Origin of the sequence: Lactococcus sp. AK05 (genome assembly GCF_041026685.1) — a bacterium.
In the GTDB taxonomy this organism is placed as follows: domain Bacteria; phylum Bacillota; class Bacilli; order Lactobacillales; family Streptococcaceae; genus Lactococcus; species Lactococcus lactis.
This window is the reverse complement of sequence record NZ_JBFTEI010000001.1, coordinates 22,097-47,860: the sequence shown is the minus strand read 5'-3', so window position 1 is coordinate 47,860 and position 25,764 is coordinate 22,097. Positions and strand designations below refer to the sequence as shown.

Below are 25,764 nucleotides of genomic sequence, written 5' to 3'. Positions count from 1 at the left end.
TTTTACTTTCAGATTAATCAAAGAGATTGCCAAAGAAATTCTTGGCACGGTCAACGAGACCTTCTTTTTCTTCTTCAGGCTCAGAAGCTTTTTGAGCTACTACTGGACGTGCCTGAGGTTCAACGTAGAAATCATTTTCTACGTCAGCAACTGTTGTTGCTTGTGGTGTAATTGTTGGAACAGGAGCAACATAAGTTTCTTCTGTTGTCGTATAAGCATAATCACCAGAAAATGCTTGAGATACTAAAATATCAATATCACTACGATTTCCAATGTAATTAACAACACTAATCACTTGAGCAAATGCTGGATTACGTAATCCCATTTCGCCTGGAACAAAAAGTCGAGCATTTATTCCTAAGATTTTTGTTGCTAAATCAACAACACCAGGCATTGCAGCCGTTCCACCGACCAAAATCAAACCTCCAGGAGTTTCTGAAGTATGTCCGTGTTCCAAATCTTGACGTACACGATTAAAAACTTGAGTCATACGTGCTTCAATAATTTGTGAAAGATAATATTCTGTAATTTGTTCTGGTTCTTCTTTACCTACAACATCAACAAGGAAGTACTCATCTTGGCTAGCACGTTCTGTACTTGCTTCACCATAGTTGACTTTCAAGTCTTCCGCTGCAGAAACAGAGGTGTTAAGAACTGTTGAAATATCTTTAGTTACATAATCGCCACCTTCGGGGCTAGTATGTGTAAATCTTAATGATTGTTCTTTAACGATGCTAACTGTTGTTTGTCCAGCACCCAAATCAACCATGATTGTTCCAAACTCACGTTCACCTTCTGTAAGCACGTATTGTGCCATTGCCAAAGGAGCAATTACAATATTGTCAACGAGCAATCCTGCGCGTTCAACAACTTTGCGAACATTATGAACAAGAGTTTTAGGTCCAGTGTAAACAACCCCACGAATCTCAAGACGTACACCAAACATTCCACGAGGGTCTGAAATACCTGTAAATCCGTCAACTGTAAACTCTTTCGTTTCAACAGCGATAATTTCTCTTTCAGGAACAATCCCACGCATCAAAGCATTTTGAACAACTTGAATAACATCGTTATCCGTGATTTCTTTAGTATCACTGACAATAGGAACCATTCCTTGGCAAGGTTCCATTTCGAGGGAATTCGCTGGGATGCTCACGTTAATTCTATCAATCGTGATTCCTGCGCGTTCTTCGGCAGCATTTACAGCTTTACGCAATGCTTGTGCCACCTTCTCAATATCTACAATAATTCCATTTTTAAGGCCATCGGATTTTGCATTTCCGACACCGATTATATTCATTTCACCTGAGACGTATTCAGCAACAAGCACCTTTATTGTGTTTGTCCCGATATCTACGCCTGTATAAAGTCCACTTTTGGCCATAAAAGCGACTCCTTTCCCTCACACATCACGATTCATATTTTTTTAATAAATTAGGTAAGTGTACAGATAATTTTGTATACAATTACACTCATTAATTATTTTAACATAAAATCACAGTAAAACAAGAGTTTAGCTGTGATTTTTTTCGTTTTTTATTGAATTATTCTCTACTTTTTCTACTTATTGAAAAAATTGCGATTGTCCCGTCACCTGTATGAGTTACAATTGTTGGACTAAGTGGACGAACATCGACATCACTAATCCCTTTTTTTTGCATGGCTTGTTTTTTAATTTCTTGTGCTATTTCATCTGTTCCAGAATAAGAGATAAGTAGGCGGGGATAGGCTGTATCCATCTCTTCAAGACTCTTTTCAAGGAGTTGATTAATTGCTTTTTTCTTTCCTCGAACTTTGGTCACTTGCCGAAGTTTTCCCTCAGGGTCAACATCAAGAAGAGGTTTGATATTTGCCATTGTTCCAACGAGAGCAACAGCTTTAGGAATTCTTCCACCTCTTGCCAAATGGTTTAAGTCGTCAACCATGAAGCGACTTTGTAAACGTGGAATAATATCTGACAAAACTTCAAGCGTTTCTGTCAGTGTTTTTCCAGAGTCACGCAACTTTACAGTCTCTTCAACAAGGAAACCTTCTCCAGAAGCTGCTGCCAGTGTATCAACAACAGTGATTTTTGCAGAAGGGAATTCTTCTAAAACCATATCTTGAGCAATCAGAGCTGATTGATAAGTCCCAGAAAGTCCTGACGAAAAAGCAAGGTAAAGGAGTTCTTCATCTGCAGATGCAAATTTTTTAAAAACTTCTAAAAATTGTCCTGAGTTAATTTGGGATGTGTGGACAGTAGCTCCTTTTTTTATTGCTGCAAGAAGCGTGGAATTATCTAATGCGGCTTCACCTATTGTTTCATAAGTTTCTTCTCCAACAGTTACAGTCATTCCCAAAACTGTAAGATGATGTTTTTTAATATAATACGGACTCAGGTCTGCTGTTGAGTCTGTCATGATTTGAAAAGTCATAATAATCCTTTCTGCTGTTTCAACTTGCTGATAATTTCTTGAATTTACTGACAAATTAGTCACACGTTTGGGCTTTGATGATTCCAAGCGCTAAAGCTTTCATCAGTAATTTTTATAGTCGATTTCTAAAAATTTCGTACATCAAAATACTTGCTGCTACTGATGCATTTAAACTTTGAACGTGTCCTGTCATTGGAATTGTAATCATTTCGTCAACTTGTTTTTTGAGATTTTGACCAATTCCATGCCCTTCGTTCCCAATAATCAAGGCAACTTTGCCTTTGGTATTCCACTTACTGTAAACTGTGCCATCCATGTCCGTTCCAAAAACCCAGAAATTAGCTGCTTTAAGTTTATCCAAGGTCTGAGAAAGATTAGTAACACGGACAATAGGGACGTGTTGTAAAGCACCCGTTGAAGCTTTGACAGCCGTTGGAGTAATTCCAACGGCTCGGTGTTTAGGAATAATAATTGCATCGACTCCTGTAGCATCAGCTGTCCGAGCAATTGACCCTAAATTATGAGGATCTGTTAACTCATCTAAAATTAAAATTGTGGCATCAGATTTCTCGGCTAATGCTGGGAGAATCTTTTCTAAATCTGCATAAGCAAATTCGGACACTCTTGCCATAAAGCCTTGGTGAACACCGTTTTCTGTTAATTTATTTAATTCTGTTTTGGGCGTCCATGAAATATTAACTTTTTTAAGTCGTGCTAATTCTTTTATTTTTTCAACATTTTTACCACGTAAATCTTCTTGAACGTAAAGTTTGTTGACAAGGTCTCCATTTAAAGCTTCCGTGACCGCATGTAGTCCGTAAATCAAATCTGTATTTTCCATGAAATCATTATATCATTTTTAGACAAAAAAACCTGACTCAATTCGTTACTTTGGCTCATTATGTATCTGACAAAAAAATTATGTAAAACACGAAAAGTTCCTCTTCTGATGATTTACATAATTTTTTAGTGTGATAATAAGCCTTTTAATTGCCCGTTTTTTCTATATTAATATAATTTTTTATGTCTTTTTGATAATTTGAACTATCCCAAGAAATTTCTGGATGATTAAAATATTGGGCAAGTAAATAGGCGATATAAGGACCAGTAGTTAATCCAGACGACCCCAAAGCGCTAGCAAAAGCTAATGAAGAAAAGTCAGGGTGCGGACCAAAAAAAGGAGAAAAATCAGAAGAATAAGCACGTGTTCCCACACGATAATGATATGGAAAATCAATTAGTTTTGTATCCGATAAGTAAGATTTGACCCCCTCTGTCAAACTTTCAAAAGCTTCCTGACTCTCTGACAAATCCCAACCCTCTTCATTTTCATGAGTTGCTCCCAAAAGAATTTGACCATGTTGAAAGGGAATGATATCTGCAGCTCCTTCTAAAAATAAAACTGGCCATTTTTTTGTGTCAAAATCCGTTTGAAACGAAAGTAATTGTCCTTTTTGTGGTTTGACATCCACTTGTGTGCCAATTGATTCCAAAAGTTCTTTTAAAGCTGGCCCCGGGCATAAAACTAAATCATCTACCACTTCCGTCACACCTTCATGAATGACTTGCCATTTATCTAACGCTCGAGCAATCGTTGCCCGCTCTGAATAAAATTGGACCCCTCTTTTTTGAGCTCGCTTTTTTAATGACGATAAGTAAGCTTTTCCATCTAATCTTGCACCTCCTGAAAGATACAAACTTTCTCTTGGTTTTAATAATGGAAATAAAGCAACAGTTTCTTCCTCCGAGAGTCTCTTAATCTCACCCATCTCGGGAGCTTCTTTTTTTCTTTCAATTGCCAACTTTTCTAACTCAATTAAGTCTGATTTTTGTCGCAAAAAAAGAGTGCCACATTTTTCATAAACATCCTCAGTTAACTCAAAATCATTTTTCATTTTTTCAAAAAAAGCTGCACCATCTTTTGCCAATTGATACCATTTTTTATTTCTTCTTTTAGAAAGCCAAGGAGAAATAATCCCAGCACTTGCTTTAGTTGCCTGATTTTTCTCATCATCAAAAAGACTAATATCAAATTTATCAGTATCTAAATAATTGGCTAAGGTCATACCGATTATTCCGCCACCAATAATTGCAATTTTTTTCATCACATTCTCCTTTTTTCAATGAAATATAGAAAAAATCAAGACTATCTAGGCTTGATTTTATTTTTTGTTTTAAAAGTTCTAACTCTCAAAAGTATATCACTTTTTGCATAAAAGCATGAGAATCTGTGCTTTAGTCTTCTAGTTTCCATGACAAAAAGTTTTTTTCTTGCTCCTCATAGGTCATCGTAAAATAAGGTTGTTTTTTATTTAATTTACGAATTTCTTTTATTTCGGAGCAGGATAATTCAAAATCAAAAATATTTATATTTTCTGCTAAATGTTCTTTTTGCGTTGAGCGTGGAAAAACAATAATTCCCTCTTGAATATGCCAACGCAAAATGATTTGTGCGACTGTTTTATTATATTTTTTAGCCATTTTTTTAAATATTTTTTCTTCAAGTAAGTTTTTATCGCCATGTCCCAGAGGATACCAACTTTCAATTTTTGTACCATAAGGTTTCAAAAATTCCCGTAATTCTACTTGTTGATGATAAGGATGAGTTTCTACTTGAATGACACTCGGTTTGATATCAGCAAAATTAAATAAATCAACTAATCTTTCTCCATCAAAATTTGAAATTCCAATTGATTTCACCTTTCCCTCTTTTACAGCATTTTCTAAAGCAATCCATGCTTTTCGATAATTTCCAACCTGTTGATGCAATAAGAGTAAATCAATTTGTTCAACTTTTAGGCGTTTTAGCATTCGCTCAATTGCTTCTGGCGCTTGCTCATAATCAGAAGGCCAAAGCTTGCTTGTAATCCAGATTTCAGAATTTGAAATTTCTGAGTCTTGAATTGCTTGACCGACAGAAGTTTCATTTTGATAAGCGTGTGCCGTATCCAGATGACGATAACCTAATTCCAAGGCAGTTTTTACAATATTTTGCGTTTCTGTTCCTTCTGGAAGCTGATAAAGTCCCAAACCGAATTGGGGAATGACATTGCCATCATTTAATGTTAATTTTGTTTGCATTTTTTCTCCTTTTATTTTTTATTATTGTCTGTTCTAGTAAAAATTAAGACAAGAAGGCCTACTGACAGAAAAGCGGTGATGAATCCCATGACCAAATGATAATAAGCACTTAAGTCAACAATATTTGAGCTAAATAACACAACAATAGATAAACCAACAGGTCCTCCAAGTTGATGCATCATATTTGTCAAACCTGATGCAGCTCCTGATAATTCTGGACTGACCTCTTCTACTCCCGCTGCCGTCAGCGGAGCAAGAAGCCAACCTTGCCCTAATCCAATAATCATCATTTGAAAAATCATCGCATAGAAGTATCCCCATTCTGGTTGCGAAACTAATGACAAAATCATTCCTGTCAGTAAAATCACTTGTCCTAGGATCATTACTTTACTATTTCCTAATGCTCTAGTTAATCTAGGAAGAAAAAGAGCCGCGATAAAATTTACAATTGTTAAAGGAAGAAAAGCAAGTCCAGATTGCAATGGTGAAAAATGATACATTTTTTGCATAATCTGCGGCAGAATAAACCAGTAAGTCAACATTGCCATCATAAAGGCAAAGCGTGCAACATATGAACCCGTCCGTACTTTATTTTTAAATAATTCTAAAGGAATTAATGCATAAGTTAACTTTTTTTCCCAAAGTATAAATAAGATAATTAAAACGAATGAGAGGATAATGAGAAACAAATTACTTACCGTAATTCCGAAAACAAATAGGACTGAGATAAGGACTGACAGAAAACTTCCCCAAAAGTCAATTTTGCTAGCTTTGATATCGCTTTGATGAACATTAATAAGAGTTAGAATAATTAATAATAAACTAAAAGGAACATTTAATAAAAAGCCAACACGCCATGAAAGAGCCGAAGTGAGCCAGCCGCCTAGAATAAGTCCAAAACTTGAGCCAATTCCCGCGGTTGCTCCATAATATGAGATAGCTCTAAGTCTTAAATCCCCTTTATATGTATCCATTAATAAAGCTAAACTTGTTGGAGCAAGAATAGCCGAACCAATCCCTTGAACTGCTCTGGCAATAATCATCATTTCTGAAGAAGTTGACAAACCGACAACTAAACTAGAAAATCCAAAAATGAAAAGTCCAAGAAGGAAAATTATTTTTCGCCCTAATAAATCACCCAGGCGTCCTGCTAATAAAAGAAAACCACCAAACGTAATCGTATAAGCATTAGAAACCCAAGATAAAGTTGATTCATTCATTTTTAAATCTTGAGAAATTTTTAAGCTACTTGTAAATATTATCGAGTTATCCATTAAAATAAGAAAATAGGAAAACAAAATAATAAAAAGGATAAGACCAAATGTTTTTTTATTTTTCATAGATTTATTTTAAAATAAAAATTCACTGATTAGAAATGCTTATTTTAGTTCTTATTATGCTTTGTAAGCATAATTCTGACAAAAAAGTTACTGACAGAGCTGTCTGAGAATAGCTGTTGACACTTTAGTCTTTACAAATATGCTCTAATTTCTGTCAGTAACTTTTTATTCATTATCTTGAAGATATTGCTTAATAAATGCTCTTGTAAGAGGAGTCAGTGGAATATTTTTCTTCCAAGCAAGCACACTTAAAGTTTTCACTTCTGGACTCAATGGAATAGCTTTTAAATCAGGATAATCTCGAATAAGTGCCCCTTCTGTAACAACTGCTTCGCCAATTCCTGCACGAGCAATTTCAAAAAGATGAAAACCGAGATTAAAGCCGCCAATAATTTCTAAATCACTCACTTGGCAGCCTGCCCAATCGGCTATAAATTGACGAACTTCTGGTCGTTCTGAAATTAATATTCTTTGCTTTCTAAATATTTCTGGACTTACTTCATCTAATTCTGCAAGTTCTGAATCGGATTGAGTGAGCATCATCCAACGTTCAGGAAAACCAATTTTTTCAACATTATATTTTTCAGTTGATGTTGGCTCTAACAAAAAACCAACATCAACTAGTCCGTTGTCAATCTTCCATTTGATATCATCTGCATTCCCTGACAAAATTGTAAAAGTAATTGACGGATATTTATTTGTCAGTCTTTGGAGCGTTTTAGCGATACTGGAAGTTGTCCAGCCTTCTAAAGCACCAATCGTCAGATGGCCAGATAATTCTGCATTTTTTCGGTCTTCAAAAACTTGTACTGTTTTACTGGTCAGCTGTAAAATTTCCTCAGCCTTAATTTTAAGAAATTGTCCATCTTCAGTTAAGATCAGTTTTTTCCCATCACGCATAAAAAGCTGTGTATCTAGTTCGCGTTCGAGTTCTTTAATTTGTCTAGATAATGTTGGCTGCGTAATATATAACTGTTCAGCAGCTTTGGATACTGTTCCAGCAGTTGCAACTGTCCAAAAATATTTTAATAATCGAAGTTCCATTTATTCTTTTCCCATTTAAATCTTGATTGTTTCTTTTGAACTTTGGTTCAAATTAATTTCATTTGGCAACATCACTTCATCATAATTTTCAATTTTGAAAGTCAAATAATCCAAGGCAGATTGCTTTTCAATAATTTCTGTTCTCAATTGTTCAACCTGGTTCTTCAAAATTTCAATTCTTTCTTCTTTCGTTTCGGGATTTCCCTCATTCACTAATGCCATATAACGGGTCAAAGGTTCAACTTGCACACCTGCATCTCGCATGTGTTTGACAAATTTCAAAGTTCTAATATTAGCTTCTGTAAAATTTCTTATTCCAGATTCTGTCCGTGTAATTTTAGGAATCAGCCCAATTCTTTCATAATACCTTATATTATCTGTTTTTATCCCTGATAATTCAGCAGCTCTCTTTATATTCATTCTTTTATTTTAACACTTGAAGTGAACTTTAAGTCAATAAAAAAACATTTAACCTAAAGTTAAATGTTCTTTGTTTGCAAATTAAGCTAAAGCACCCATTGGGTCCCATGGTAGAAGTACTTGAGGTTTCTCTTCGTAAGCAGCCAATTCTTCTTCAGTTAAAAGATCTTTACGGACAACAATTTGATAAGTATATTCATCCATCCATTCATCAGAGGCAACAAAATATCCTTTTTGACCCGCATCTTTACCCCATGAATTTTCAACTTTCCATTTAGTTGAATTTCCGTCAGCATCTAAATCAACACCCGCTAAAACCATGGCATGAGTCATCAACGACTCACCATATTCAAGACGTCCTGCTTTGCTTTGAGTAAATTCAATATCCAATGAAGATTTGAAATCATAAGAATCCATTGTCAAAAGTCCTGCTGAACGATTTGATTCTTGACCCACGTCACAACCAAACCAAACTGTTTCACCAGCTTGCATTTGGGCAATGGCCAATTTTTTAAAGCGGTCCATTTCAACATTCAAATGTTTCACTTCTTTACCACCGACAACATTTCCAAGAAATTCAACTGTGTAGCTCTTATTATAAGGTTTGTCAGCAGTTGGAGCATTGATTACTGACACATAATTATTCAAATCAATTCCAACATACTCATTGTAAAATTCTTTTGGACTACCAACAAATTTTTTGTATTCATTATCTTTATTACGGAAAGCAAATTCAAAATTTTGTGGTGGCAAACCTAAAGTTACCGCAAGGAAATTAAAGACTTCTTGTAAAAGTTCTTCTTTAACTGCTTTAACATCTCCACCTTGCTCAATTGTATAACGCAAAATTTCGGCATCTTGACGGAGTAGTTTATTCAAGTATTGATTCAATTCACGTGAGCTACTTGAAGCTTGTGATTCAGGATAAACAGCTTTGGGAACAATTCCATATTTTTCAAAAATTGCAACCATCATATCCCATTGGCCGCCATCTTGTTGTGGTGTTTGTAAAAGGAATTTCAAACGACGATCGTCCATTTCAATATCACCAATAATTTGTTCCATGAACCAGTTTGATTTTTCATATTTATCCCAGAAGAAAGTGTAAGCTTGTGAAAACTCAAAATCCTCTGTTTTAAATTCATTGATAAATTTATGACGGAAAGTGTTCAAAGCAGCAAACATCCAGCAACGACCAGATTGTTTTTGATTCGTTACAGGGTCTTTTGTCAAGTCAATTGAAAACTCAGGCAAATTTGCTGCATGTGAACCACGGACTTCGAGTGATGAAAGCAAACCATTTTTAGTCACGGCATTTTCCACCGCACGCAATTTTGTATTTTCTGCAAAATTTTCGTAGAGTTTTTGTGTGAAATCTGATGTTACTGTCATAATACCTCCCAATAAATCGAAACTTCTGACAAAAGTTTCGATAAAAATAATCATTATCAATTTTGAATAATGATATTCTATTATTTTTTACATTCTTCTATTATAATCTAAATTATCAAAAAAATCAGCTAGGAAAGCTGATTTTCTAAATCTTTCTTTGCTTCTAAAAGCCATGGGTGGGCAACTTTCAATCCATCATCAATAATGAAATTAATATAATAAAGTGCCGCACTTTGCAAATTTACTGACAGAGCTGTCAGTAACCCCTGCCTAAATGGCGCACTATCTCCACCATCCCAGCTAATTTTGTCAGCAAGAAAAACAATCAAGTCCAATTCTGTAAAATTTTTTCTTAGGGTAGTATGACATTCAATTGCTGACAGAACTTGTTCGTCAGTAATTTTAAAATGTTGGCTCGCCAGATACTTAGAAAGTTTCTGATGAATAATTAATGGAAATTCACGCTCTTCTGTCAGCAATTCGATATTAAAAATTTCTGCTTTTTCTACTCTTTGATCATTTGGATAAATTCCACCAATATCATGTAAAAGTCCTGCAATAAAAGCTTGCGAACGTCTTTCATTAGAATCAGTTAATTCTTCTGTCAGTGCCTCAGCCGTCCTTGCCACTGCCAAACAGTGCTCAAACAATTGGTCATTATTCAAAAAAAAATTAACTTCCTCAATTAGAAGTTCTAATCTTTTATCCTTGATTTCTCCCATTTCACTTCCCCTTAGTTCTCATAAAAAGAAAAATCTATCAAAAGATAGATTCCAATTTTATACCATTTCTTCGAGTAAACGAATCAAGCCCTCAGCTGATTTTTTTCCTGCTTCAATAATAAATTTATCAAAATTAACATTAGCATCATGGTCAGCAGTATCAGACATCGCACGAATAATTACAAATGGTTTTCCAAGTGCTGTTGCAGCTTGAGCAATAGAAGCCCCTTCCATTTCAACGGCTAAAACATCTGGAAAATGCTCTTTAATCTCAGCAATTTTACTAGAGCTACTGATAAAACTATCCGAACTAGTAATCAATCCAACATGCACATTTTCTAAAACTTTTTTCAATTCAGAAACAAAATATTTACTTGATTCAAAATATAAAGGTTGTTGAGCCATTTGCCCATAAGCATAACCAAAAGCAGTAACATCAACATCATGATAAGCAAGTTTATCAGCGACTACAACATCACCAATTGCTAAACCTTGAGCAACTGCTCCTGCTGAGCCAGTATTAATAATGGCGTCAACATCAAAAATGTCAACCAAAAAACCAACTGCCAAGGCAGACATCACTTTACCAATTCCAGATTGGACAAGGACTACTTCATGCCGGCCAATTGAACCTGTATGAAAAACTAAACCATGACGAGTATGTTTTTCTGCATTTTCTAAGTTTTCAACAAGTATGCGAATTTCTTCATCCATCGCACAAATAATTCCTATTTTCATTTTTTACCTTTTTTCTAATCTTTTTACTCTCTAAAAGTAGTACAAAAAGAAAGCTACTGCCAATAGAACAACAATTAATGTAACGATGAAAAGCCATTTATTAATTGCTTTCCCACGTTTTTGAGCCTTGGCATTTTCAATTCTTCGACTTTTATAAACAGCATTTTTGCTTAAATTTTTCTCAATACTATCGTATTTTTCAGCGATTTCAGTATCTTCTTCAAGCTCTCTTTGCAATCTGCGTTCAAGATTTTTCTTATCCTGTTTTGCTTGTTCAATTACTTCGTCTGTTAAAAGAGGTTTAGGCATTATTTTCAAGCTCCTTTTTCAAATATTGCATTTCCCAATACCAAATAGCCATAATTGTTTTTGCATCCGCAATTTGTTCAAGTTCAATCATTTTTTTTGCTTCGCTTAAAGTAACTTCAATTTGTTCCAAAAACTCACCGTCATCAGCGGGTTTTGGATGTTCCACTTTTGTTAAATTTGATGAGAAATAGACATATGTTTTCTCTGATGAAAAACCGGGTGTCCCATAAAAAGCTGTAATTTCTGTCAAATCTTGCGCCAGATATCCAGTCTCTTCTTCGAGCTCTCTTAAGGCCGCAGCTTTGGGATCTTTTTCTTCACCTTTTTCAAGTTTTCCTGCTGGAATTTCAAAAATAAATTTTTCCAATGCTTTACGATATTGACCAACTAAAATCATCTTATTGTTGTGAACAGGCGCAATCGCTGTTCCTCCATTATGAAAAACAAGTTCTCTAAAACTCTCTTGTCCATCATGCAAGGAAACTACATCTTTTACAACATGAAAAATCTTCCCACTAAAAATTTCTTCTCTAGCTAAAGTTTTTTCTTCAAATTTTTTATCATCAAAATTTAACATTGTGTCCTTTCTTCCGAAAACTTCTCTAAAGAATTTAAAGAATAGTTTTCTCATCAAAATCGAAGGAAAGAGCTTCAGGAGAAACTCTTTCTTTTATTTGTTAATTATTGACCACGATAATGTGGCATTTTTTTAGCACGTCCAAGTTTATTCACTTGTTTTCCACGTCCAATTTCAACTGCTTCATCTGGTACATCTTCTGTTACAACAGAGCCTGCTGCTGTTAAGGCATTTTTACCGATATGCAATGGAGCAATAATTGTTGAATTCGAACCAATAAAGGCAAAGTCATCAATTTCAGTATTGAATTTATTTTTACCATCAAAGTTTGCTGTAATTGTTCCAGCACCAAAGTTCACTTTCTCACCAACCGTTGCATTTCCAATATAAGTCAAGTGACCAGCTTTTGTACCTTTACCAAGCGTTGAACCTTTAATTTCGACAAAGTTTCCAACATGAACTTCTTCGCTCAAAACAGTTCCGGGACGCAAATGAGCATAGGGTCCTACATTACTTCCAACACTCATTCTGCTTTCTTCAACCGTTGAATTACGAACTTCACAATTTGAATGAATTTCTGAATTTTCAATACGGCTACCATTTGTAATCAAAACATTTTTACCAATAAAGGTATTTCCTTTTATTGTTACATTTGCTTCAATCACAGTTTCTTCACCAATCGTTACTTCACTGTCAATATAAGTTGTCGCAGGGTCAATAAGAGTTACACCATTCACCATATGTTGATGATTGATTCGTTTGCGCATCGTCAACTCAGCTTGTGAAAGGGCAACACGGTCATTAACTCCTAAACTTTCATCAAAATCATCAAGAATATGAGCCGCTACCGTTTGACCAGCTTTTTTGAAAATTTCAATGACATCTGTTAAATAATACTCTCCTTGGGCATTATCAGTTGTGATTTCATTCAAGGCTTTGAAAAGTGACTTATTATCAAAAATGTAAGTCCCAGTATTAATTTCGGTAATTGATTTTTCAAAATCATTCGCATCTTTTTGCTCAACAATCTTTTCTACTGAGCCATTTTCATCACGAATAATTCGTCCATATCCTGTTGGATTTGGTGCAATTGCTGTCAAGATAGTTGCTGTTGCATTTTGTGCAAAGTGATAGTCAAAAAGTGCTTCTAACGTTTGTCCAGTAATTAATGGTGTATCACCAGCAATAACAAGAGTTGCTCCATCTTCATTTGCCAATAAATCCGCAGCAATCCGAACGGCATGCCCCGTTCCCAATTGCTCAACTTGTTTCACAAATTGAGTCCCTTTAGGTAAAGTTGCAATCACACGATCCGCTTCATGACCAACAATCACCACATTTTTAGCAATTTCTACTTCAGAAACACTTGTAAGAACATGAGCAAGCATTGATTTTCCAGCCACTTGATGTAAGACCTTCGGAAGTGCTGATTTCATACGAGTTCCTTTACCAGCCGCTAGGACAATTGCGAATTTATTCATAGATTTCTCCTTTATTATTACAAATAAAATAAAATGTTTACCTAATTATACCATAATCAAGGGGCATTTTCGTTATCTTTTTAATTCAAATCCTCTCAATATGCGCTAAATATGCGAGCTAGTACTCAGACTTAGAAAAAATCTGATTTATTTTACGATGCTACTAAAGTGATTTATTATTACTTTTTATGATAAAATGGACGAAAAGAAAGAAGGGATTTTATTTATGAAAACAATAGGTTTTATTGGAGTTGGAAAAATGGCAACAGCTATTATTTCTGGACTTGACAAAAATAAATTCAAAATCATTATTTCCGGACACAATTTAACAAAAACTCAAAATCAAGCGGAAACTCTTAATGTTACGGCTGCAAGTAATCATGAAGAACTCGTTCAAGAATCTGATTTTATCATTCTATCAGTTAAACCTCAAGTACTTCCCTCTGTTTTAAGTAAATTAATCAATCATTTAACTAAAGATAAAACATTAATTTCAATTGCAGCGGGACTCACTTTATCTGATTTGAAACATCTGGCTGATTCAGAAAATCAACCGATCATCCGAGTGATGCCAAATATCAATGCACAAATTGGTCAGTCAACATCAGCCATTGTCAAAAATGAATTTGTTGATGATTCTGCTTATGCTACAGTTCAAGAAATTTTTAAATCAACTGGTTCTGTCCATGAAATTGCTGAAAAAGATTTTTCAACATTTGCAGCAATTGCCGGTTCAAGCCCTGCTTTTATTTATATGTTCATTGATGCCATGGCACGTGCCGGTGTATTGCATGGTATTCCTAAAGATCAAGCCACAGCAATTGTTGCCGAAACGGTTCGCGCTTCAGCTGAAATGATTCTCCAAAGTGGTGAAAATCCTTGGTCATTAGTCGATAAAGTCTCAAGTCCTGGTGGAACTACTGTCGCTGGTGTAGTAAGTTTAGAACAAAACCATTTTATCGGAACAGTTATTGATGCTATTAGTGCTACTATTGAAAAAGAAAAAAATCTTTAAAAAGAAAAAAACTAGAAGGAAAATGCTCCTTTTAGTTTTTATTTTATAAAATAAAAAATGCCATATGGCATTTTTTTATTAACGACGAAGTCCCAATGAAGCGATAAGTTCACGGTAACGTTGAACGTCTTTTTCACGAAGGTATCCAAGAAGATTACGACGGTGACCAATTTTTTTCATCAATCCACGTTGAGTTGCGTGGTCTTTTTTATGAGATTTGATGTGGTCGTTAAGGTGGTTAATTTCCCAAGTCAATACAGCGATTTGTACTTCAGGTGAACCAGTATCGCCTTCTTTACGAGCGTATTGAGCGATGATTTCTTGTTTTTTTTCTTTTGAAATTGCCATGAGTTTTTCTCCTTTATTTGTATTGCCCAGTCCGAGTGACAGCTTGGCAAGCATGAAACCAAGAACGGGTTGTAAAAAACTACTCTACCATGATACACTTTTTTGCCCAATTTTACAAGCTTCTTGTAAATTAACTTATTTATCAAAAAACTAGGAATACGAGATTCCTAGTTTTTTCTCAACTACTTGATGACGTTGTTGAAGATTCTTTAGTACTACTATTAGCATTCTCTGGTGATGACTGAGTTGTTGTTGTAGAGCTTGAGCTGCTTGACGAAGTTTCAGGCGTCGTTGTTGACTCAGAAGTTGTTGAACTTGGAGCAGTATAGACGCTATAAGTAACTACAATTTCTTGAGTTGGATCAACAGATGTTCCTACATTTGGATACACTGAGTAAACATAACCATCAGCTTGTTGATTTGTTGTTGCTTGAGGGTCTAGTGTAATATTAGTGAATCCTGCAGCTTTTAAGGCAGCTTGATACTGTGAATAAGTCATATATTGGCCGTTCGGTTTATAATCCGGGACTTCAACTTGTTTACCACTTGAAACTTCAAATGTAATTTTTTCACTGCCTTTGGTATCAAAACTAGAACCTTTTTTAGGGCTTTGTTTAATGATTGTACCTGCTGGGTAAGAATCACTAGGAACAGAAGTTTGAGTGACTTGGCTTTCATCAATACCATAATCCTTAAGTAAGGTTGCCATCGCCTCATCAATCTTTTCACCGATGAAGTCCTTCATTTTAATGACATTTTCATTTCCTGTGGAAATATAAATATCGACTGAACTGTTGGATCTTACGGTTGACCCTTTATCTGGATCAGTCTTAATAACCTTTCCTTCATCAATTGTTGAACTTTGCTGTTTATGAACTGTCCCCACTTTAAGGTTTGCAGCTTTAATTTTAATTTCAGCTTGACTAAGTGTGGAATTTGTCACATTGGGTACCTTAACATTAGTTGGTGTTGAGACAACCCAAGCCAAAGTAGCACCGCCAACAACTAAAAGAAGGATAATAAGACCAATAATCAAGCCTTTTTTAGATTTTTTGTTTTTATTTCCTACTTCTGAGCTTGCAGCTTTTTCATCTGTTTGTGAATCATTATCTTCTTTTTTATCAATCAGAGGCTTGGTGTCATAAGGATTAATTAGATTGGCAGGCATAATTTTTGTTTCATCATGATCCTTATTGAAAACTAATTTTTCTTCCCCACGACGGTCAAGACTCGTTGAAGTTGCCACATCAGTCATCATTTCTTCTACATCAGTATAGCGATTTTTAATATCTTTCGCTGTAGCTTTAATGACAACATTTTCCAAAGCTTGCGGAACTTCTGGATTGAGATTGATGATGCTTGGAATACTCTCTTGGAAATGTTTTAGAGCAATAGCAACTGCAGAATCTCCATCAAATGGGATTTGACCTGTTAAAAGCTCAAATAAAATAATTCCAATCGCATAAATATCTGATTGAACAGTTGCATTTGAACCACGCGCTTGCTCTGGTGATAAATAATGAACCGAACCAAACATTGTATTTGTTTGAGTAAGTGAAGTTTCAGAGAGTGCTTTCGCAATTCCAAAATCCGTTACTTTTACAGTTCCACTACTGGAAACTAAAACATTTTGTGGTTTTAAATCCCGGTGAATAATACCATGCGAATGGGCCATGTCCATTGCTGATAAAATTTCCGTAATAATTTCAATAGCTTCATCATTGGCTAAAGGTGCATTTTGATTGATGTATTGTTTAAGTGTCATGCCGTCAACAAATTCCATGACAATGTATTGTTGACTTTCAAACTCACCAACATCAGAAATACCTACGATATTTGGATGTGAAAGTTCTGCCATGGCGAATGCTTCTCGCTGAAAACGAGCAATCGCGATATCATCGTTTTCAAAATTTGAACGTAGCACTTTTATTGCAACTAAGCGGTCACCAAGAAAAGTATCTTCACCTTGATAAACGTTCGCCATTCCGCCGCGTCCGATTTCTTTGATAATCCGATAACGATCGGCAAAGATTTTACCGATTTGAATCATCAACTAACCTCCTGCGTTGGTGTTTCGCTTTCTGACGTTTCATCATACTTAATCAAAACGACGGTAATATTATCCAAACCTCCATGTTCATTGGCTAAACGAACTAAAGCTTCAGATTTATTATCTAAAGTTAAATCTTCACGCTCTAAAACTTCCATAATTTCGGTAGTTGAAACCATGTTTGTTAATCCGTCGGAGTTCATCAAAATAATGTCCCCAACTTGAAGTTCTAAAACTTGAATATCTGCTTGAACTTCACTAGTTTGCCCAAGTGAACGAGTAATGATATTTTTATTCGGATGAACTTCAGCTTCCTCTTCGGTAATTTGTCCTGCATCTACAAGCTCTTGAACTAAAGAATGGTCTGTGGTTATTTTATTTAATTCACCATCGCGCATTAAATAAGTTCGGCTATCACCTACATGGGCAGAAATGAGCATTCCTGCTTTAATAACCAAGGCTTCAAGAGTTGTTCCCATTCCTTGGTATTCATCAAGTTTTCCAAGGCTAGCAATATTTTCATTTTCATTACGAACTTGATTTTTTAGCCAAATCTCAAGAGTTGCTTCTGGTGTTCCCGCATCAAAAAATGTCTCTGACCAAAGTTTGCCGAGATCTTCTACGGTAAGTTTACTTGCGACATTACCTGCTTTGTGTCCTCCCATGCCATCAGCTAATAAAAAAAGCTGATAACCTGCACGGTTGACATAAGTACCGGCATAGTCTTGATTAGTACTACGTTTTGAACCGATATCTGATAAAATACTGTATTCCACTTTTTCTCCTTAACAAGAATAAAGTTTTATTTTTAGGTCTAAAAATTACTGACAGAATTAAAAAAAATATTTGTCAGCAGTTATTCGCCTATTTTCTTAAATTTCGCGATGAAAAAGCCATCTGTATGATACATTTCTGGAGTAATAAAAACACATCCTTCTTTAATCATATCTGCCTTATCGCTAGAAATTTCAACTTGTTCAAAATTAGGATGACTTTCTAGAAATTGACGAACAACGTCAAAGTTCTCTTCATCAAAAATTGTACAAGTACTGTATACCATTATACCACTTTTTTTCAGGCTTTTCGAGGCGCTGTTCAGAATTTCTAGCTGAATTTTTTGTAAATCGACAAAATCCGAACTTTCTTTTCTATAGCGAATATCTGGTTTGCGTCGAATTAATCCAATACCTGAACATGGAGCGTCCACAAGAATTCGGTCAAATTTATCTGAACCAAATTCTTCAAAAATCATTGTCGCATCGGCTTTTTGAGTAGTAATTTTATCCGCAACATGTTGACGCTCTGCATTTTGATTAATTAAATCAAGTTTATGATCATATAAATCTAGTGCTGTGATATGGCCACTTGTTAAATATTGAGCCATATGAGTACTTTTACCACCAGGAGCTGCACAAGCGTCAAGAACTTCTTCTGTTCCTTCTAACTCAAGTTGAGGGGCAACTAATTGACTTGTTTCATCTTGAATCGTAATTCTGCCAGAGTGAAATTCTTCTGTCATTGCAAAATTTCCACTGTCAGCAATTAGAGCACTTTCTGTCAGCAGAGAAGCACGCGTTCCTGCAATTTCTACGGTTGGGTCAATTTTTCGTAAGCTAACGTGGCTTGGTTTTTCAAGACTTTCTAGAATTTCTCCTGTTCTTTTTCCACCAAATTGACGAACCATTTTATCCAATAAAAGTTTGGGTATTGAATATTTTGTTTCCCAATCCTTTGGTTCTTCATTTCGATGTTCAGAACGCATGAAATTACGTAACACAGCATTGATAAAGTTAGCCGTCGCTTGACCATCACGACGTTTAGCGATTTTGACTGCTTCATCTACTGCTGCCGAAGTTGGGACCTTATCCATAAATAAGATTTGATAAACTGTAAGCAATAGGAGCATTTTTGCCCAAGGTTTTGGTTCTTTTTTCAAGAAGGGAGTAATATGCCACTCCAATAAATCCTTTTTAGAAACCACTCCATATACAAGGGCAGTCACAAAAGCTTTATCAACTGTGGATAGTTCAGAATCTCGCAGATTTCGATCCAATGAAATATTGGCATAAGCATCATTGCCAAAAATGTCATTCAATACATCGAGTGCGGTTTGTCTTGCATTTTTTGTCATAGAGCTATTATACCCTTAGTAGTCAATGACTGTCAATGACTTTCGTCAGATGATTTTCCTTAAATTTCTTAAAAATACTCTCTTTTCATGATTCGTTTGTACTATATATAATACTTAACCGTTTTCTACTTAAAGTAAAATTTTCTTGAAAGTAACAAAAAAACTGACATCTTGTCAGTTTTTTTGTTAAATTGATTCTTATTTTACACGAGCATTATCACCCATGTCATCAACTTTTTCTTTTACTTTATCTACTTGATCAGATGTAAATTTCCCTGTTGTTTGAGCTGCGCCAACCACACGATCTTGTAAACTTTTTTCATCATCTTTTTGTTGTTCTTTTGTTTTAATATCAACAACTGTAACATTAACTTCAACAACTTCTAAATCAGTCATATCAGAAACTTCTTTACGAATGACATCCTTAATTTTTTGATAAATATCAGGAACGTTCTTCTTGTATTCTGTGACTACTTTTAGGTCCACTGCAACTTGTTTTTTACCAACTTCTACACCGACACCTGCTGTAACATCATCTGTATTTACTAGTTTTCCTGTCAGATTTGAGAAAAATCCTCCATCAACAGACAATAGTCCATTGACAGATTCAAGGGCAAGTCCAACAATTTTTTGAATCACTTTATCTTCGTAAGTCAAGCTACCTTTAACTTCAGTTACTTCTGTTTTTGTGTTTTCTTGTACCATAATTTCCTCCTAGTATTTTCTTATTTTTTCTTTAATAGTTGTTCAATGATTCCCGTACGTTGAAGATAAAGGCCAACGAAAATTCCTAAGCCAATAAGTAAGAAGAGAAGAATCATTTTCCAAAATCCGATTGTGAAGATACAAATAGCTATAATTAAACCTACTATTCCTCCAATTATCGGATAGCGATATCTTTCTAAAAGATTCATTTCCACCTCCTTATTCTACACGACGACTTGTCGAACTTTTATTTTCAGCAAGTGAGCTAACTTTTATTTTTAATTTTAAGTCATAATTTATACCAAAGAAATTTTGGATACTTTCTTTAATTTCTTGCTCAATTTCTTTTGTTTTTTCGACAATCTCAACTCTGGGAATAATTTCTCCTTTAACATCAATTTTTATTTTGGCTTGATATAAAGTCACATTGATTTTTGGATTTCTGATATAACCGTTGTTACTAACAATTTCTCTGACCAATCCTTCGATTGCTGAAACTTTTAAAGTTAGATTTCCTGTTTTATCATCTAGTCGAACTTCCTGATAAGTTTTTGGATAAAAAATAAGAATCAGCAAACAAATTAACAATAATGCTCCTAAAATTGAAGAGCTGATAAATATATATTGGGAAAGATGATTCCCAATGTAAGGAATTTCTGATGAGGGCATAAGCTCCCAACGAAAATTCATATAATTAAAGTAATCCCATAATATGGGGATAAGAATGGTGAGAAAGAATAAATCAGCCAAAATAAAAATAAATTTTTTTCCTTTTGACACGATACCTCCTCTCTTTTGCTGCTTTATCTAGTTGTTAGCTCTACCTAAGAAGAATGAAACAACAGCAACAACGATGACAGCACCAACAATAGAAGGGATAAGTGCCATACCAGCTAAACTTGGACCCCAAGAGCCTAAAAGTGCTTGCCCTACGAAAGACCCAACAAGACCAGCTAAAATATTAGCAATCCATCCCATTGATTTGCCCTTATTTGTAATTGCTCCTGCAATTACACCAATAATAGCTCCGACGATTAATGACCAAATCATAAATACCTCTTTCTAGTACAGTTCCTGTACATTTTTAATATATCAAAGTTCAAGCAACTTTTAAAGTAATTCGCTTTCTTTTTATTACACCCTAACTTGCTTGCTAAATTTTGAGGTAAAAAAAGTTCTATCATTAAAATTGATAGAACTTTTAATTTATTATTGTGGACAAATTTATTCGCCAAACTTATCCCCAACTTGTATTTTTTGACCTAGGCCATTAAGAAAGCTAACGATATCCATCTTGGGTTTACCGGCTGGTTGAACGAAAAGAAGTTCAAGGAGTCCCTCACCTGTGGCAACTTTTAATGATTTCTTCGTTTTTTCCACAATTTCACCAGCTTGTAAGTTACTGACAGAATCATCAGCAACTTTTGTTTCATAAATCTTGAAACGCTCGCCATTCCATGTGGTATGTGCCACTGGGAATGGATTCATTCCACGAACTTTATTGAAAATTTCACGTGCAGATTTATTCCAGTCGATTTTTTCTTCTTCTGGCGAAATATTAGGACTAAAAGTCACTTCATCTTCGTTTTGAGCTTGAGTTTTTAATTGGCCACTCAGGTATTTTGGCAATGTTTCAAGTAACAAATCACGTCCAACAAGGGCTAACTTTTCAAACATAGTGCCAACATTATCTTCTTCGAGAATTGGAGTAGAATCTTGAGCAATCATGTCACCGGCATCCATTTTACGAATCATTTCCATGATGGTTACACCAGCTTCTTTTTCGCCATTCATAATAGCATAATGAATAGGTGCCCCACCGCGATATTTTGGTAGTAAAGAAGCATGAGTATTGACTGCAAATTGAGCAACATCTAATAATTTACCTGGCAAAAATTGTCCAAAGGCGGCAGTCACAATTCCAACTTCTCCTGATTCAAGGAGCGTCATGATTTGAGTCATTTCTACTGAGCCAGAAAGTTTTTCTGGTTGAAGCACAGGCAAGTTAACCGTTAAGGCAAGTTCTTTAACTGGTGTCATTCTTAATTCCTGTTTCCGACCAACCTTACGGTCTGGTTGAGTCACTACTGCTAGAATTTCATATTGATTAGAATCAATCAAACCTTTTAAAACGGTCGCAGCAAATTGTGGTGTCCCCATAAAGATAATTTTTGTTTTTGTCATAAGTTTTCAAACTCCTCGATAATAATTTTCTTTTGTTTCATTAATACTTGAACAGCCTTATCGCCTTTTGCCATTAACTGTCCAAGATTTTCTGGAATAATTTGCCAAGAAATACCAAATTTATCTTTGCACCAACCGCATTGTTCGGCTTCTTTAACATGAGAAAGTTTTGACCAATAATCATCAATTTCGGCTTGATTTTTACAAGTCACAGTAAAACTAACTGCTTCATTAAATTTGAAAATTGGACCGCCATCAAGGCAGATAAAGTCAAGACCATTCAGACTAAATTCACCATTTAATACTTTTCCAGACATTCCTACGAAATGCTCATCCAGCTTTTCATCAGGATAATATTCGATGTTTTTGATTTTTGAATTTGGAAATACAGATACATAATAGTTCATTGCTTCTTTGGCATTGTTATCAAACCAAAGGCTTGGGATAATTTTTGCTTCCATAGTTGACCTTCCAATCTCTGTAAATTTCGGCTTTATCCACATGGGGATAATTATTGATTTTGGCAATTACTTTTAGGACAAGTGGAGATGAATTTTCTACTGACAAGTTTTTAATCAATTTCCAGACTGCTCTGTCAGAGTCATTTTTTCCGTCAGCAACAATTTTTGGTAATTTTTTGGCTACACTATTTAATTTTACATCAAAAAGGTTGAAAATGTGGTGCCCAACGACTCGACGGTCATTTTCATAAATCCAAGCCGAATACAGGCGATTATTAGTACTTGCAAGAACCGTAAACCCTGTTTCTTCAAGAACTTCTCGCTCTAATGTGTCAACCATTGATTCACCAACTTCTTGCGAACCGCCAGGTAAATCATAGCGATTTTGATAGGGACCTGAATTTTTTTCAATGACAAGTAATTTATCATTATCAATTGCCACACCATAGACTCCAAAATGCTTCAATAAATCAAATTTCTCAACCATATTTACCTCATTTCATTTTAAAAATAGCCGAAATTTTTCATGTTTTTGTTCAAATTCTTGAATTTCACAAATTTTATTTCCGGAAAATTTAACAAGAGAAATTCCGTCAAGAATGCCTTCTTTACCTTCATAAAAACACCGGAAAGTCCATGTGAATAAAGCAGTCTCATTATCCACATAATATTTATCCACAGTCCATGACTTAACTTTGTTTTCCACAGGATTATTCCACTGACAGAACCATTTTTCAATTTCAGCTTTTCCTTGATACTGAGCGCCGAAACACTCAGTATAAATAACATCTTCTGATAGAACTGTCAGTAACTTTTTGACGTCTTTGGTCAGCCATGCGTCAATTGTTTGTTGAAAAAGTTCGATTTTCTGCATTTTCCACACCAACTTTCTTTTGTTTTCAATTTCTTAACTTTTCCACCTGTGGAAATTTTTATACAAAATTTTGTGGCTCACTATCAATCAATACTCGTAAATTTTTGTTATCCCGAAGTTGGGTTAATTCAAGCACTTGATTTAAAGCTGATTCTAATTTTTCTTCAAAACGATATTTAACTAAGATTTGATAATGATAAAGGTTATGTGTTCTGGCAATTGGTCTGGCGGTTGGCCCTAAAATTTTAGCTTTTTCTGTCAAATTTTGCTTGAGTAATTGAGCGATCTCATAAGATTTTTGAATGGCAACTTCTTCATCTTGATGAGAAACAAGCACTTGAACGGTGAAATAATAAGGTGGATAGGAAAGTTCACGACGAAATCTCATTTCCATTTCATAAAATTTTTCGTAATCTTGAGCCTTGGTCATTTCAATAGCATAATGATGTGGATTGAAAGTTTGAATTAATACTTCACCTTTTTTATCTGCTCGTCCAGCTCGTCCAGCCACCTGCATCAACAATTCAAAGGAACGCTCACTCGCTCTAAAATCAGGTAGATTTAGGCCAGTATCTGCGTTAATGACACCCACTAAGGTTACGTTTGGAAAATCTAAACCTTTGGCAATCATCTGAGTTCCTAAGAGGATATCAGCTTCATGATTACCAAACTTTTCAAGAATTTTTTCGTGAGCATTTTTTGTCCGAGTTGTATCTACATCCATTCGCAAAACTCGTGCTTCAGGCATAATTTCTCGAAGTTCTTCTTCGACTTTTTGCGTTCCTGAACCGTAATAACGAATTTTTCGTGAATGACAATTAGGACAAGTTTGCGGAATTCCTTCGACATGACCACAATAATGACAATTCAAAGTTCGGGTATCCATGTGAAGGGTCAAGGAAATATCGCAATTGGGACAATCAACAACAAAACCACATTCGCGGCACATGACAAATGAAGAATAACCCCTTCGATTCAACATCAAAATGACTTGTTCATCTTTGTCAATTTTTTCTTTTATTTTTGTCAGTAAAGATTGTGAGAAATTAGCAGATTGGTCAGAAATTTCACTGCGCATATCAATGATTTTTATTTCTGGCAGGATTGCTGCTTCATTTGCCCTTTTTGTCAGTAATAAAAGTTCATAAACTCCGCGCATGGCACGTGCTCGCGTTTCTAAACTTGGCGTTGCAGAACCTAAAACCAGTCTTGCACCATGCCATTTTGCACGCAAAAGCGCAATATCTCTTGCATGATAACGGGGACTTGAATCTTGCTTATATGAAGTTTCATGTTCTTCATCAATGATGATAATTCCCAAATTTTCAACAGGTGCAAAAATAGCTGAACGTGCACCGACAACTACCTGAGCTTTACCGGATTTAATTTTTCGCCATTCATCATATTTTTCACCATCAGATAAACCAGAATGCATAATCGCCACTTTATCTCCAAAACGGGCAATAAATCGATTAGTAATCTGTGGCGTCAAAGAAATTTCTGGCACAAGCATAATTGCTGTTTTACCGAGTTTGAGAAAATGGTCAATGGTCTGTAAGTAAACTTCTGTTTTACCTGAACCAGTAATTCCTTCCAACAAAAATGGTTTGTCAGAAGATGCAATTATTTTTTCGTAAGCTGCATTTTGTTCGGAGTTGAGAATTTTGGCACTGTCATTTTCCACATCTTCAAATTTTTCTTTCGTCCTAGAAATTTCAACCTCTTCAATTTTGACTAGGTCATGCTCAACGAAAAATTTAATGATTTGTGAAGAAAAATTTAATGATTTGACAGCAATTTTTTCTTCTTGAAGTCGTAATAGAAAATATTTCAACTCTAAGCGTTTTTTAGCTCTCTTTTCAATTTCAAATTCAGCTAGTTTTTCGATATCTGGAATAGATAAGAATTTTTCTGTTTTTCTATTTTCTTTAGATTTTGCTAAGTATTCTACTGACAGCTGACCCAAACGTACAGCCTTTGCTGACGAGATTTTTTCTGCTTCTGTCAGTTGTGACCATTTGACAGAAGTTCCATCAGTCGATTTTAGGAGCTTGTCATAATTAGAATTCAAAAGATTAGGTAACATGGCTTTTAGACATGAAATTTTATAAGAAAATACTGAATGACGCATTTCATCTGCCAACCAAAGCTGTTCATCCGTTAGGACTGGCTCAACGTCGAGTAGTTCAGAAATTTCTTTCAAATTTACTGACGGCTCAAGCTCTTCATCTTCAAATCCAATGACAATTCCTTGAACAAGCCGGTTTCCACTTCCAAAAGGAACATGGACCCGCATGCCCACTTCAAGCAAATTTTCAAATTCAGCTGAAAGGCTGTAAGAAAAGGGTTTATCCGTCTGCATCAGAGGCACATCAACGATGACTTTAGCAATTTTCATTTATTTTTGACCTCCGTTTTCTTATCTTTAATTATAACAGAAAAGCATTTTTCCTGCTTTTGACTTATCCGCTTCTTACT

At 35.2% G+C, this 25,764-nt stretch carries 28 protein-coding genes; 1 reads left to right on the top strand and 27 read right to left on the bottom strand.

Annotated features, from left to right (window positions below; all coding sequences use genetic code 11):
* Positions 1 to 13 precede the first annotated feature (13 nt).
* The 14 genes from ftsA to glmU form a co-directional block, all read right to left on the bottom strand.
* Entirely contained in the window at positions 14 to 1,384 is a 1,371-nt protein-coding gene (gene ftsA, locus AB6B24_RS00260) for a cell division protein FtsA (RefSeq protein ID WP_003132393.1), read from the bottom strand.
* A gap of 160 nt (positions 1,385 to 1,544) precedes the next feature.
* On the bottom strand, positions 1,545 to 2,414 hold the full coding sequence (locus tag AB6B24_RS00255; protein WP_311804393.1) for a DegV family protein: 870 nt from the start codon (positions 2,412 to 2,414) through the stop codon (positions 1,545 to 1,547).
* Between the two features lie 112 nt (positions 2,415 to 2,526).
* Positions 2,527 to 3,255 carry a 23S rRNA (guanosine(2251)-2'-O)-methyltransferase RlmB gene (gene rlmB / locus AB6B24_RS00250; protein ID WP_012898430.1) on the bottom strand — a complete coding sequence of 243 codons (729 nt, stop codon included), beginning with the start codon at positions 3,253 to 3,255 and terminating at the stop codon, positions 2,527 to 2,529.
* A gap of 145 nt (positions 3,256 to 3,400) precedes the next feature.
* Positions 3,401 to 4,519: an FAD-dependent oxidoreductase gene (locus AB6B24_RS00245; RefSeq protein ID WP_311804371.1), complete on the bottom strand. Its 1,119-nt coding sequence runs from the start codon at positions 4,517 to 4,519 to the stop codon at positions 3,401 to 3,403.
* A 130-nt stretch (positions 4,520 to 4,649) separates the two neighbouring features.
* Positions 4,650 to 5,495, bottom strand: a complete 846-nt coding sequence (locus AB6B24_RS00240) for an aldo/keto reductase (protein WP_311804370.1) — start codon at positions 5,493 to 5,495, stop codon at positions 4,650 to 4,652.
* A gap of 11 nt (positions 5,496 to 5,506) precedes the next feature.
* A complete protein-coding gene (locus AB6B24_RS00235; RefSeq protein ID WP_311804368.1) occupies positions 5,507 to 6,835 on the bottom strand; it encodes an MFS transporter in 1,329 nt (442 codons plus the stop codon).
* Between the two features lie 165 nt (positions 6,836 to 7,000).
* On the bottom strand, positions 7,001 to 7,879 hold the full coding sequence (locus AB6B24_RS00230) for a LysR family transcriptional regulator (RefSeq protein WP_012898434.1): 879 nt from the start codon (positions 7,877 to 7,879) through the stop codon (positions 7,001 to 7,003).
* A 15-nt stretch (positions 7,880 to 7,894) separates the two neighbouring features.
* A complete protein-coding gene (locus tag AB6B24_RS00225) occupies positions 7,895 to 8,299 on the bottom strand; it encodes a MerR family transcriptional regulator (protein ID WP_311804366.1) in 405 nt (134 codons plus the stop codon).
* Between the two features lie 81 nt (positions 8,300 to 8,380).
* Positions 8,381 to 9,691, bottom strand: a complete 1,311-nt coding sequence (gene pepC / locus AB6B24_RS00220) for an aminopeptidase C (RefSeq protein ID WP_311804363.1) — start codon at positions 9,689 to 9,691, stop codon at positions 8,381 to 8,383.
* A 128-nt stretch (positions 9,692 to 9,819) separates the two neighbouring features.
* Complete coding sequence (gene yqeK / locus AB6B24_RS00215; RefSeq protein WP_369163983.1) at positions 9,820 to 10,413, bottom strand: bis(5'-nucleosyl)-tetraphosphatase (symmetrical) YqeK; 594 nt, start codon at positions 10,411 to 10,413, stop codon at positions 9,820 to 9,822.
* Between the two features lie 57 nt (positions 10,414 to 10,470).
* Positions 10,471 to 11,151: a 5'-methylthioadenosine/adenosylhomocysteine nucleosidase gene (locus AB6B24_RS00210; protein ID WP_012898438.1), complete on the bottom strand. Its 681-nt coding sequence runs from the start codon at positions 11,149 to 11,151 to the stop codon at positions 10,471 to 10,473.
* A gap of 30 nt (positions 11,152 to 11,181) precedes the next feature.
* Positions 11,182 to 11,460, bottom strand: coding sequence for a cell wall synthase accessory phosphoprotein MacP (gene macP, locus AB6B24_RS00205; RefSeq protein ID WP_003130796.1), 279 nt, complete (start codon positions 11,458 to 11,460; stop codon positions 11,182 to 11,184).
* On the bottom strand, positions 11,453 to 12,037 hold the full coding sequence (locus tag AB6B24_RS00200) for an NUDIX hydrolase (RefSeq protein ID WP_012898439.1): 585 nt from the start codon (positions 12,035 to 12,037) through the stop codon (positions 11,453 to 11,455). Before AB6B24_RS00200 ends, macP begins: the two co-directional genes overlap by 8 nt.
* Positions 12,038 to 12,141: 104 nt before the next feature.
* Entirely contained in the window at positions 12,142 to 13,518 is a 1,377-nt protein-coding gene (glmU, locus tag AB6B24_RS00195) for a bifunctional UDP-N-acetylglucosamine diphosphorylase/glucosamine-1-phosphate N-acetyltransferase GlmU (RefSeq protein ID WP_003130798.1), read from the bottom strand.
* 226 nt (positions 13,519 to 13,744) lie between these two features.
* On the opposite strand from glmU, the gene proC reads away from it, so the two are divergent.
* On the top strand, positions 13,745 to 14,533 hold the full coding sequence (gene proC, locus AB6B24_RS00190; RefSeq protein ID WP_033899830.1) for a pyrroline-5-carboxylate reductase: 789 nt from the start codon (positions 13,745 to 13,747) through the stop codon (positions 14,531 to 14,533).
* A gap of 78 nt (positions 14,534 to 14,611) precedes the next feature.
* Here proC and rpsO read toward each other — a convergent pair whose 3' ends face one another.
* The 13 genes from rpsO to AB6B24_RS00125 form a co-directional block, all read right to left on the bottom strand.
* Positions 14,612 to 14,881, bottom strand: a complete 270-nt coding sequence (gene rpsO, locus AB6B24_RS00185; RefSeq protein ID WP_015427039.1) for a 30S ribosomal protein S15 — start codon at positions 14,879 to 14,881, stop codon at positions 14,612 to 14,614.
* Between the two features lie 178 nt (positions 14,882 to 15,059).
* Positions 15,060 to 16,931: a Stk1 family PASTA domain-containing Ser/Thr kinase gene (gene pknB, locus AB6B24_RS00180; RefSeq protein ID WP_311804361.1), complete on the bottom strand. Its 1,872-nt coding sequence runs from the start codon at positions 16,929 to 16,931 to the stop codon at positions 15,060 to 15,062.
* Positions 16,931 to 17,707, bottom strand: coding sequence for a Stp1/IreP family PP2C-type Ser/Thr phosphatase (locus AB6B24_RS00175; protein ID WP_058203446.1), 777 nt, complete (start codon positions 17,705 to 17,707; stop codon positions 16,931 to 16,933). Before AB6B24_RS00175 ends, pknB begins: the two co-directional genes overlap by 1 nt.
* Before the next feature lie 80 nt (positions 17,708 to 17,787).
* On the bottom strand, positions 17,788 to 19,062 hold the full coding sequence (gene rsmB, locus AB6B24_RS00170; protein ID WP_311805589.1) for a 16S rRNA (cytosine(967)-C(5))-methyltransferase RsmB: 1,275 nt from the start codon (positions 19,060 to 19,062) through the stop codon (positions 17,788 to 17,790).
* Between the two features lie 198 nt (positions 19,063 to 19,260).
* On the bottom strand, positions 19,261 to 19,767 hold the full coding sequence (locus AB6B24_RS00165; protein WP_311804359.1) for an Asp23/Gls24 family envelope stress response protein: 507 nt from the start codon (positions 19,765 to 19,767) through the stop codon (positions 19,261 to 19,263).
* 20 nt (positions 19,768 to 19,787) lie between these two features.
* Positions 19,788 to 19,976 carry a DUF2273 domain-containing protein gene (locus AB6B24_RS00160; protein WP_012898445.1) on the bottom strand — a complete coding sequence of 63 codons (189 nt, stop codon included), beginning with the start codon at positions 19,974 to 19,976 and terminating at the stop codon, positions 19,788 to 19,790.
* Between the two features lie 10 nt (positions 19,977 to 19,986).
* A complete protein-coding gene (amaP, locus tag AB6B24_RS00155) occupies positions 19,987 to 20,547 on the bottom strand; it encodes an alkaline shock response membrane anchor protein AmaP (RefSeq protein WP_047206829.1) in 561 nt (186 codons plus the stop codon).
* Between the two features lie 27 nt (positions 20,548 to 20,574).
* Positions 20,575 to 20,817 carry a GlsB/YeaQ/YmgE family stress response membrane protein gene (locus AB6B24_RS00150; protein ID WP_003131476.1) on the bottom strand — a complete coding sequence of 81 codons (243 nt, stop codon included), beginning with the start codon at positions 20,815 to 20,817 and terminating at the stop codon, positions 20,575 to 20,577.
* A 174-nt stretch (positions 20,818 to 20,991) separates the two neighbouring features.
* A complete protein-coding gene (gene fmt / locus AB6B24_RS00145) occupies positions 20,992 to 21,951 on the bottom strand; it encodes a methionyl-tRNA formyltransferase (protein ID WP_311804358.1) in 960 nt (319 codons plus the stop codon).
* A complete protein-coding gene (locus AB6B24_RS00140; protein ID WP_003131474.1) occupies positions 21,948 to 22,412 on the bottom strand; it encodes a VOC family protein in 465 nt (154 codons plus the stop codon). The genes fmt and AB6B24_RS00140 overlap by 4 nt, the downstream gene beginning before the upstream one ends.
* Positions 22,378 to 22,899: an NUDIX hydrolase gene (locus tag AB6B24_RS00135; protein ID WP_369163976.1), complete on the bottom strand. Its 522-nt coding sequence runs from the start codon at positions 22,897 to 22,899 to the stop codon at positions 22,378 to 22,380. The genes AB6B24_RS00140 and AB6B24_RS00135 overlap by 35 nt, the downstream gene beginning before the upstream one ends.
* A gap of 12 nt (positions 22,900 to 22,911) precedes the next feature.
* The gene (locus AB6B24_RS00130) at positions 22,912 to 23,286 is read right to left on the bottom strand and encodes a nuclear transport factor 2 family protein (protein ID WP_311804356.1); all 375 of its coding nucleotides are present in this window, start codon (positions 23,284 to 23,286) and stop codon (positions 22,912 to 22,914) included.
* Positions 23,287 to 23,344: 58 nt separating this feature from the next.
* A complete protein-coding gene (locus AB6B24_RS00125) occupies positions 23,345 to 25,684 on the bottom strand; it encodes a primosomal protein N' (RefSeq protein WP_311804355.1) in 2,340 nt (779 codons plus the stop codon).
* Between the last annotated feature and the right edge of the window lie 80 nt (positions 25,685 to 25,764).

Coding starts and splice junctions, on each gene's coding strand:
- AB6B24_RS00235 (WP_311804368.1), bottom strand. CDS start 6,835: ATGAAAAATAAAAAAACATTTGGTCTTATCCTTTTTATTATTTTGTTT.
- rlmB (WP_012898430.1), bottom strand. CDS start 3,255: ATGGAAAATACAGATTTGATTTACGGACTACATGCGGTCACGGAAGCT.
- fmt (WP_311804358.1), bottom strand. CDS start 21,951: ATGACAAAAACAAAAATTATCTTTATGGGGACACCACAATTTGCTGCG.
- AB6B24_RS00165 (WP_311804359.1), bottom strand. CDS start 19,767: ATGGTACAAGAAAACACAAAAACAGAAGTAACTGAAGTTAAAGGTAGC.
- proC (WP_033899830.1), top strand. CDS start 13,745: ATGAAAACAATAGGTTTTATTGGAGTTGGAAAAATGGCAACAGCTATT.
- ftsA (WP_003132393.1), bottom strand. CDS start 1,384: ATGGCCAAAAGTGGACTTTATACAGGCGTAGATATCGGGACAAACACA.
- AB6B24_RS00135 (WP_369163976.1), bottom strand. CDS start 22,899: ATGGTTGAGAAATTTGATTTATTGAAGCATTTTGGAGTCTATGGTGTG.
- AB6B24_RS00225 (WP_311804366.1), bottom strand. CDS start 8,299: ATGAATATAAAGAGAGCTGCTGAATTATCAGGGATAAAAACAGATAAT.
- AB6B24_RS00140 (WP_003131474.1), bottom strand. CDS start 22,412: ATGGAAGCAAAAATTATCCCAAGCCTTTGGTTTGATAACAATGCCAAA.
- AB6B24_RS00200 (WP_012898439.1), bottom strand. CDS start 12,037: ATGTTAAATTTTGATGATAAAAAATTTGAAGAAAAAACTTTAGCTAGA.
- AB6B24_RS00125 (WP_311804355.1), bottom strand. CDS start 25,684: ATGAAAATTGCTAAAGTCATCGTTGATGTGCCTCTGATGCAGACGGAT.
- AB6B24_RS00255 (WP_311804393.1), bottom strand. CDS start 2,414: ATGACTTTTCAAATCATGACAGACTCAACAGCAGACCTGAGTCCGTAT.
- AB6B24_RS00130 (WP_311804356.1), bottom strand. CDS start 23,286: ATGCAGAAAATCGAACTTTTTCAACAAACAATTGACGCATGGCTGACC.
- AB6B24_RS00210 (WP_012898438.1), bottom strand. CDS start 11,151: ATGAAAATAGGAATTATTTGTGCGATGGATGAAGAAATTCGCATACTT.
- macP (WP_003130796.1), bottom strand. CDS start 11,460: ATGCCTAAACCTCTTTTAACAGACGAAGTAATTGAACAAGCAAAACAG.
- AB6B24_RS00160 (WP_012898445.1), bottom strand. CDS start 19,976: ATGAATCTTTTAGAAAGATATCGCTATCCGATAATTGGAGGAATAGTA.
- AB6B24_RS00245 (WP_311804371.1), bottom strand. CDS start 4,519: ATGAAAAAAATTGCAATTATTGGTGGCGGAATAATCGGTATGACCTTA.
- pepC (WP_311804363.1), bottom strand. CDS start 9,691: ATGACAGTAACATCAGATTTCACACAAAAACTCTACGAAAATTTTGCA.
- pknB (WP_311804361.1), bottom strand. CDS start 16,931: ATGATTCAAATCGGTAAAATCTTTGCCGATCGTTATCGGATTATCAAA.
- rsmB (WP_311805589.1), bottom strand. CDS start 19,062: ATGACAAAAAATGCAAGACAAACCGCACTCGATGTATTGAATGACATT.
- yqeK (WP_369163983.1), bottom strand. CDS start 10,413: ATGGGAGAAATCAAGGATAAAAGATTAGAACTTCTAATTGAGGAAGTT.
- rpsO (WP_015427039.1), bottom strand. CDS start 14,881: ATGGCAATTTCAAAAGAAAAAAAACAAGAAATCATCGCTCAATACGCT.
- AB6B24_RS00240 (WP_311804370.1), bottom strand. CDS start 5,495: ATGCAAACAAAATTAACATTAAATGATGGCAATGTCATTCCCCAATTC.
- AB6B24_RS00150 (WP_003131476.1), bottom strand. CDS start 20,817: ATGATTTGGTCATTAATCGTCGGAGCTATTATTGGTGTAATTGCAGGA.
- AB6B24_RS00230 (WP_012898434.1), bottom strand. CDS start 7,879: ATGGAACTTCGATTATTAAAATATTTTTGGACAGTTGCAACTGCTGGA.
- glmU (WP_003130798.1), bottom strand. CDS start 13,518: ATGAATAAATTCGCAATTGTCCTAGCGGCTGGTAAAGGAACTCGTATG.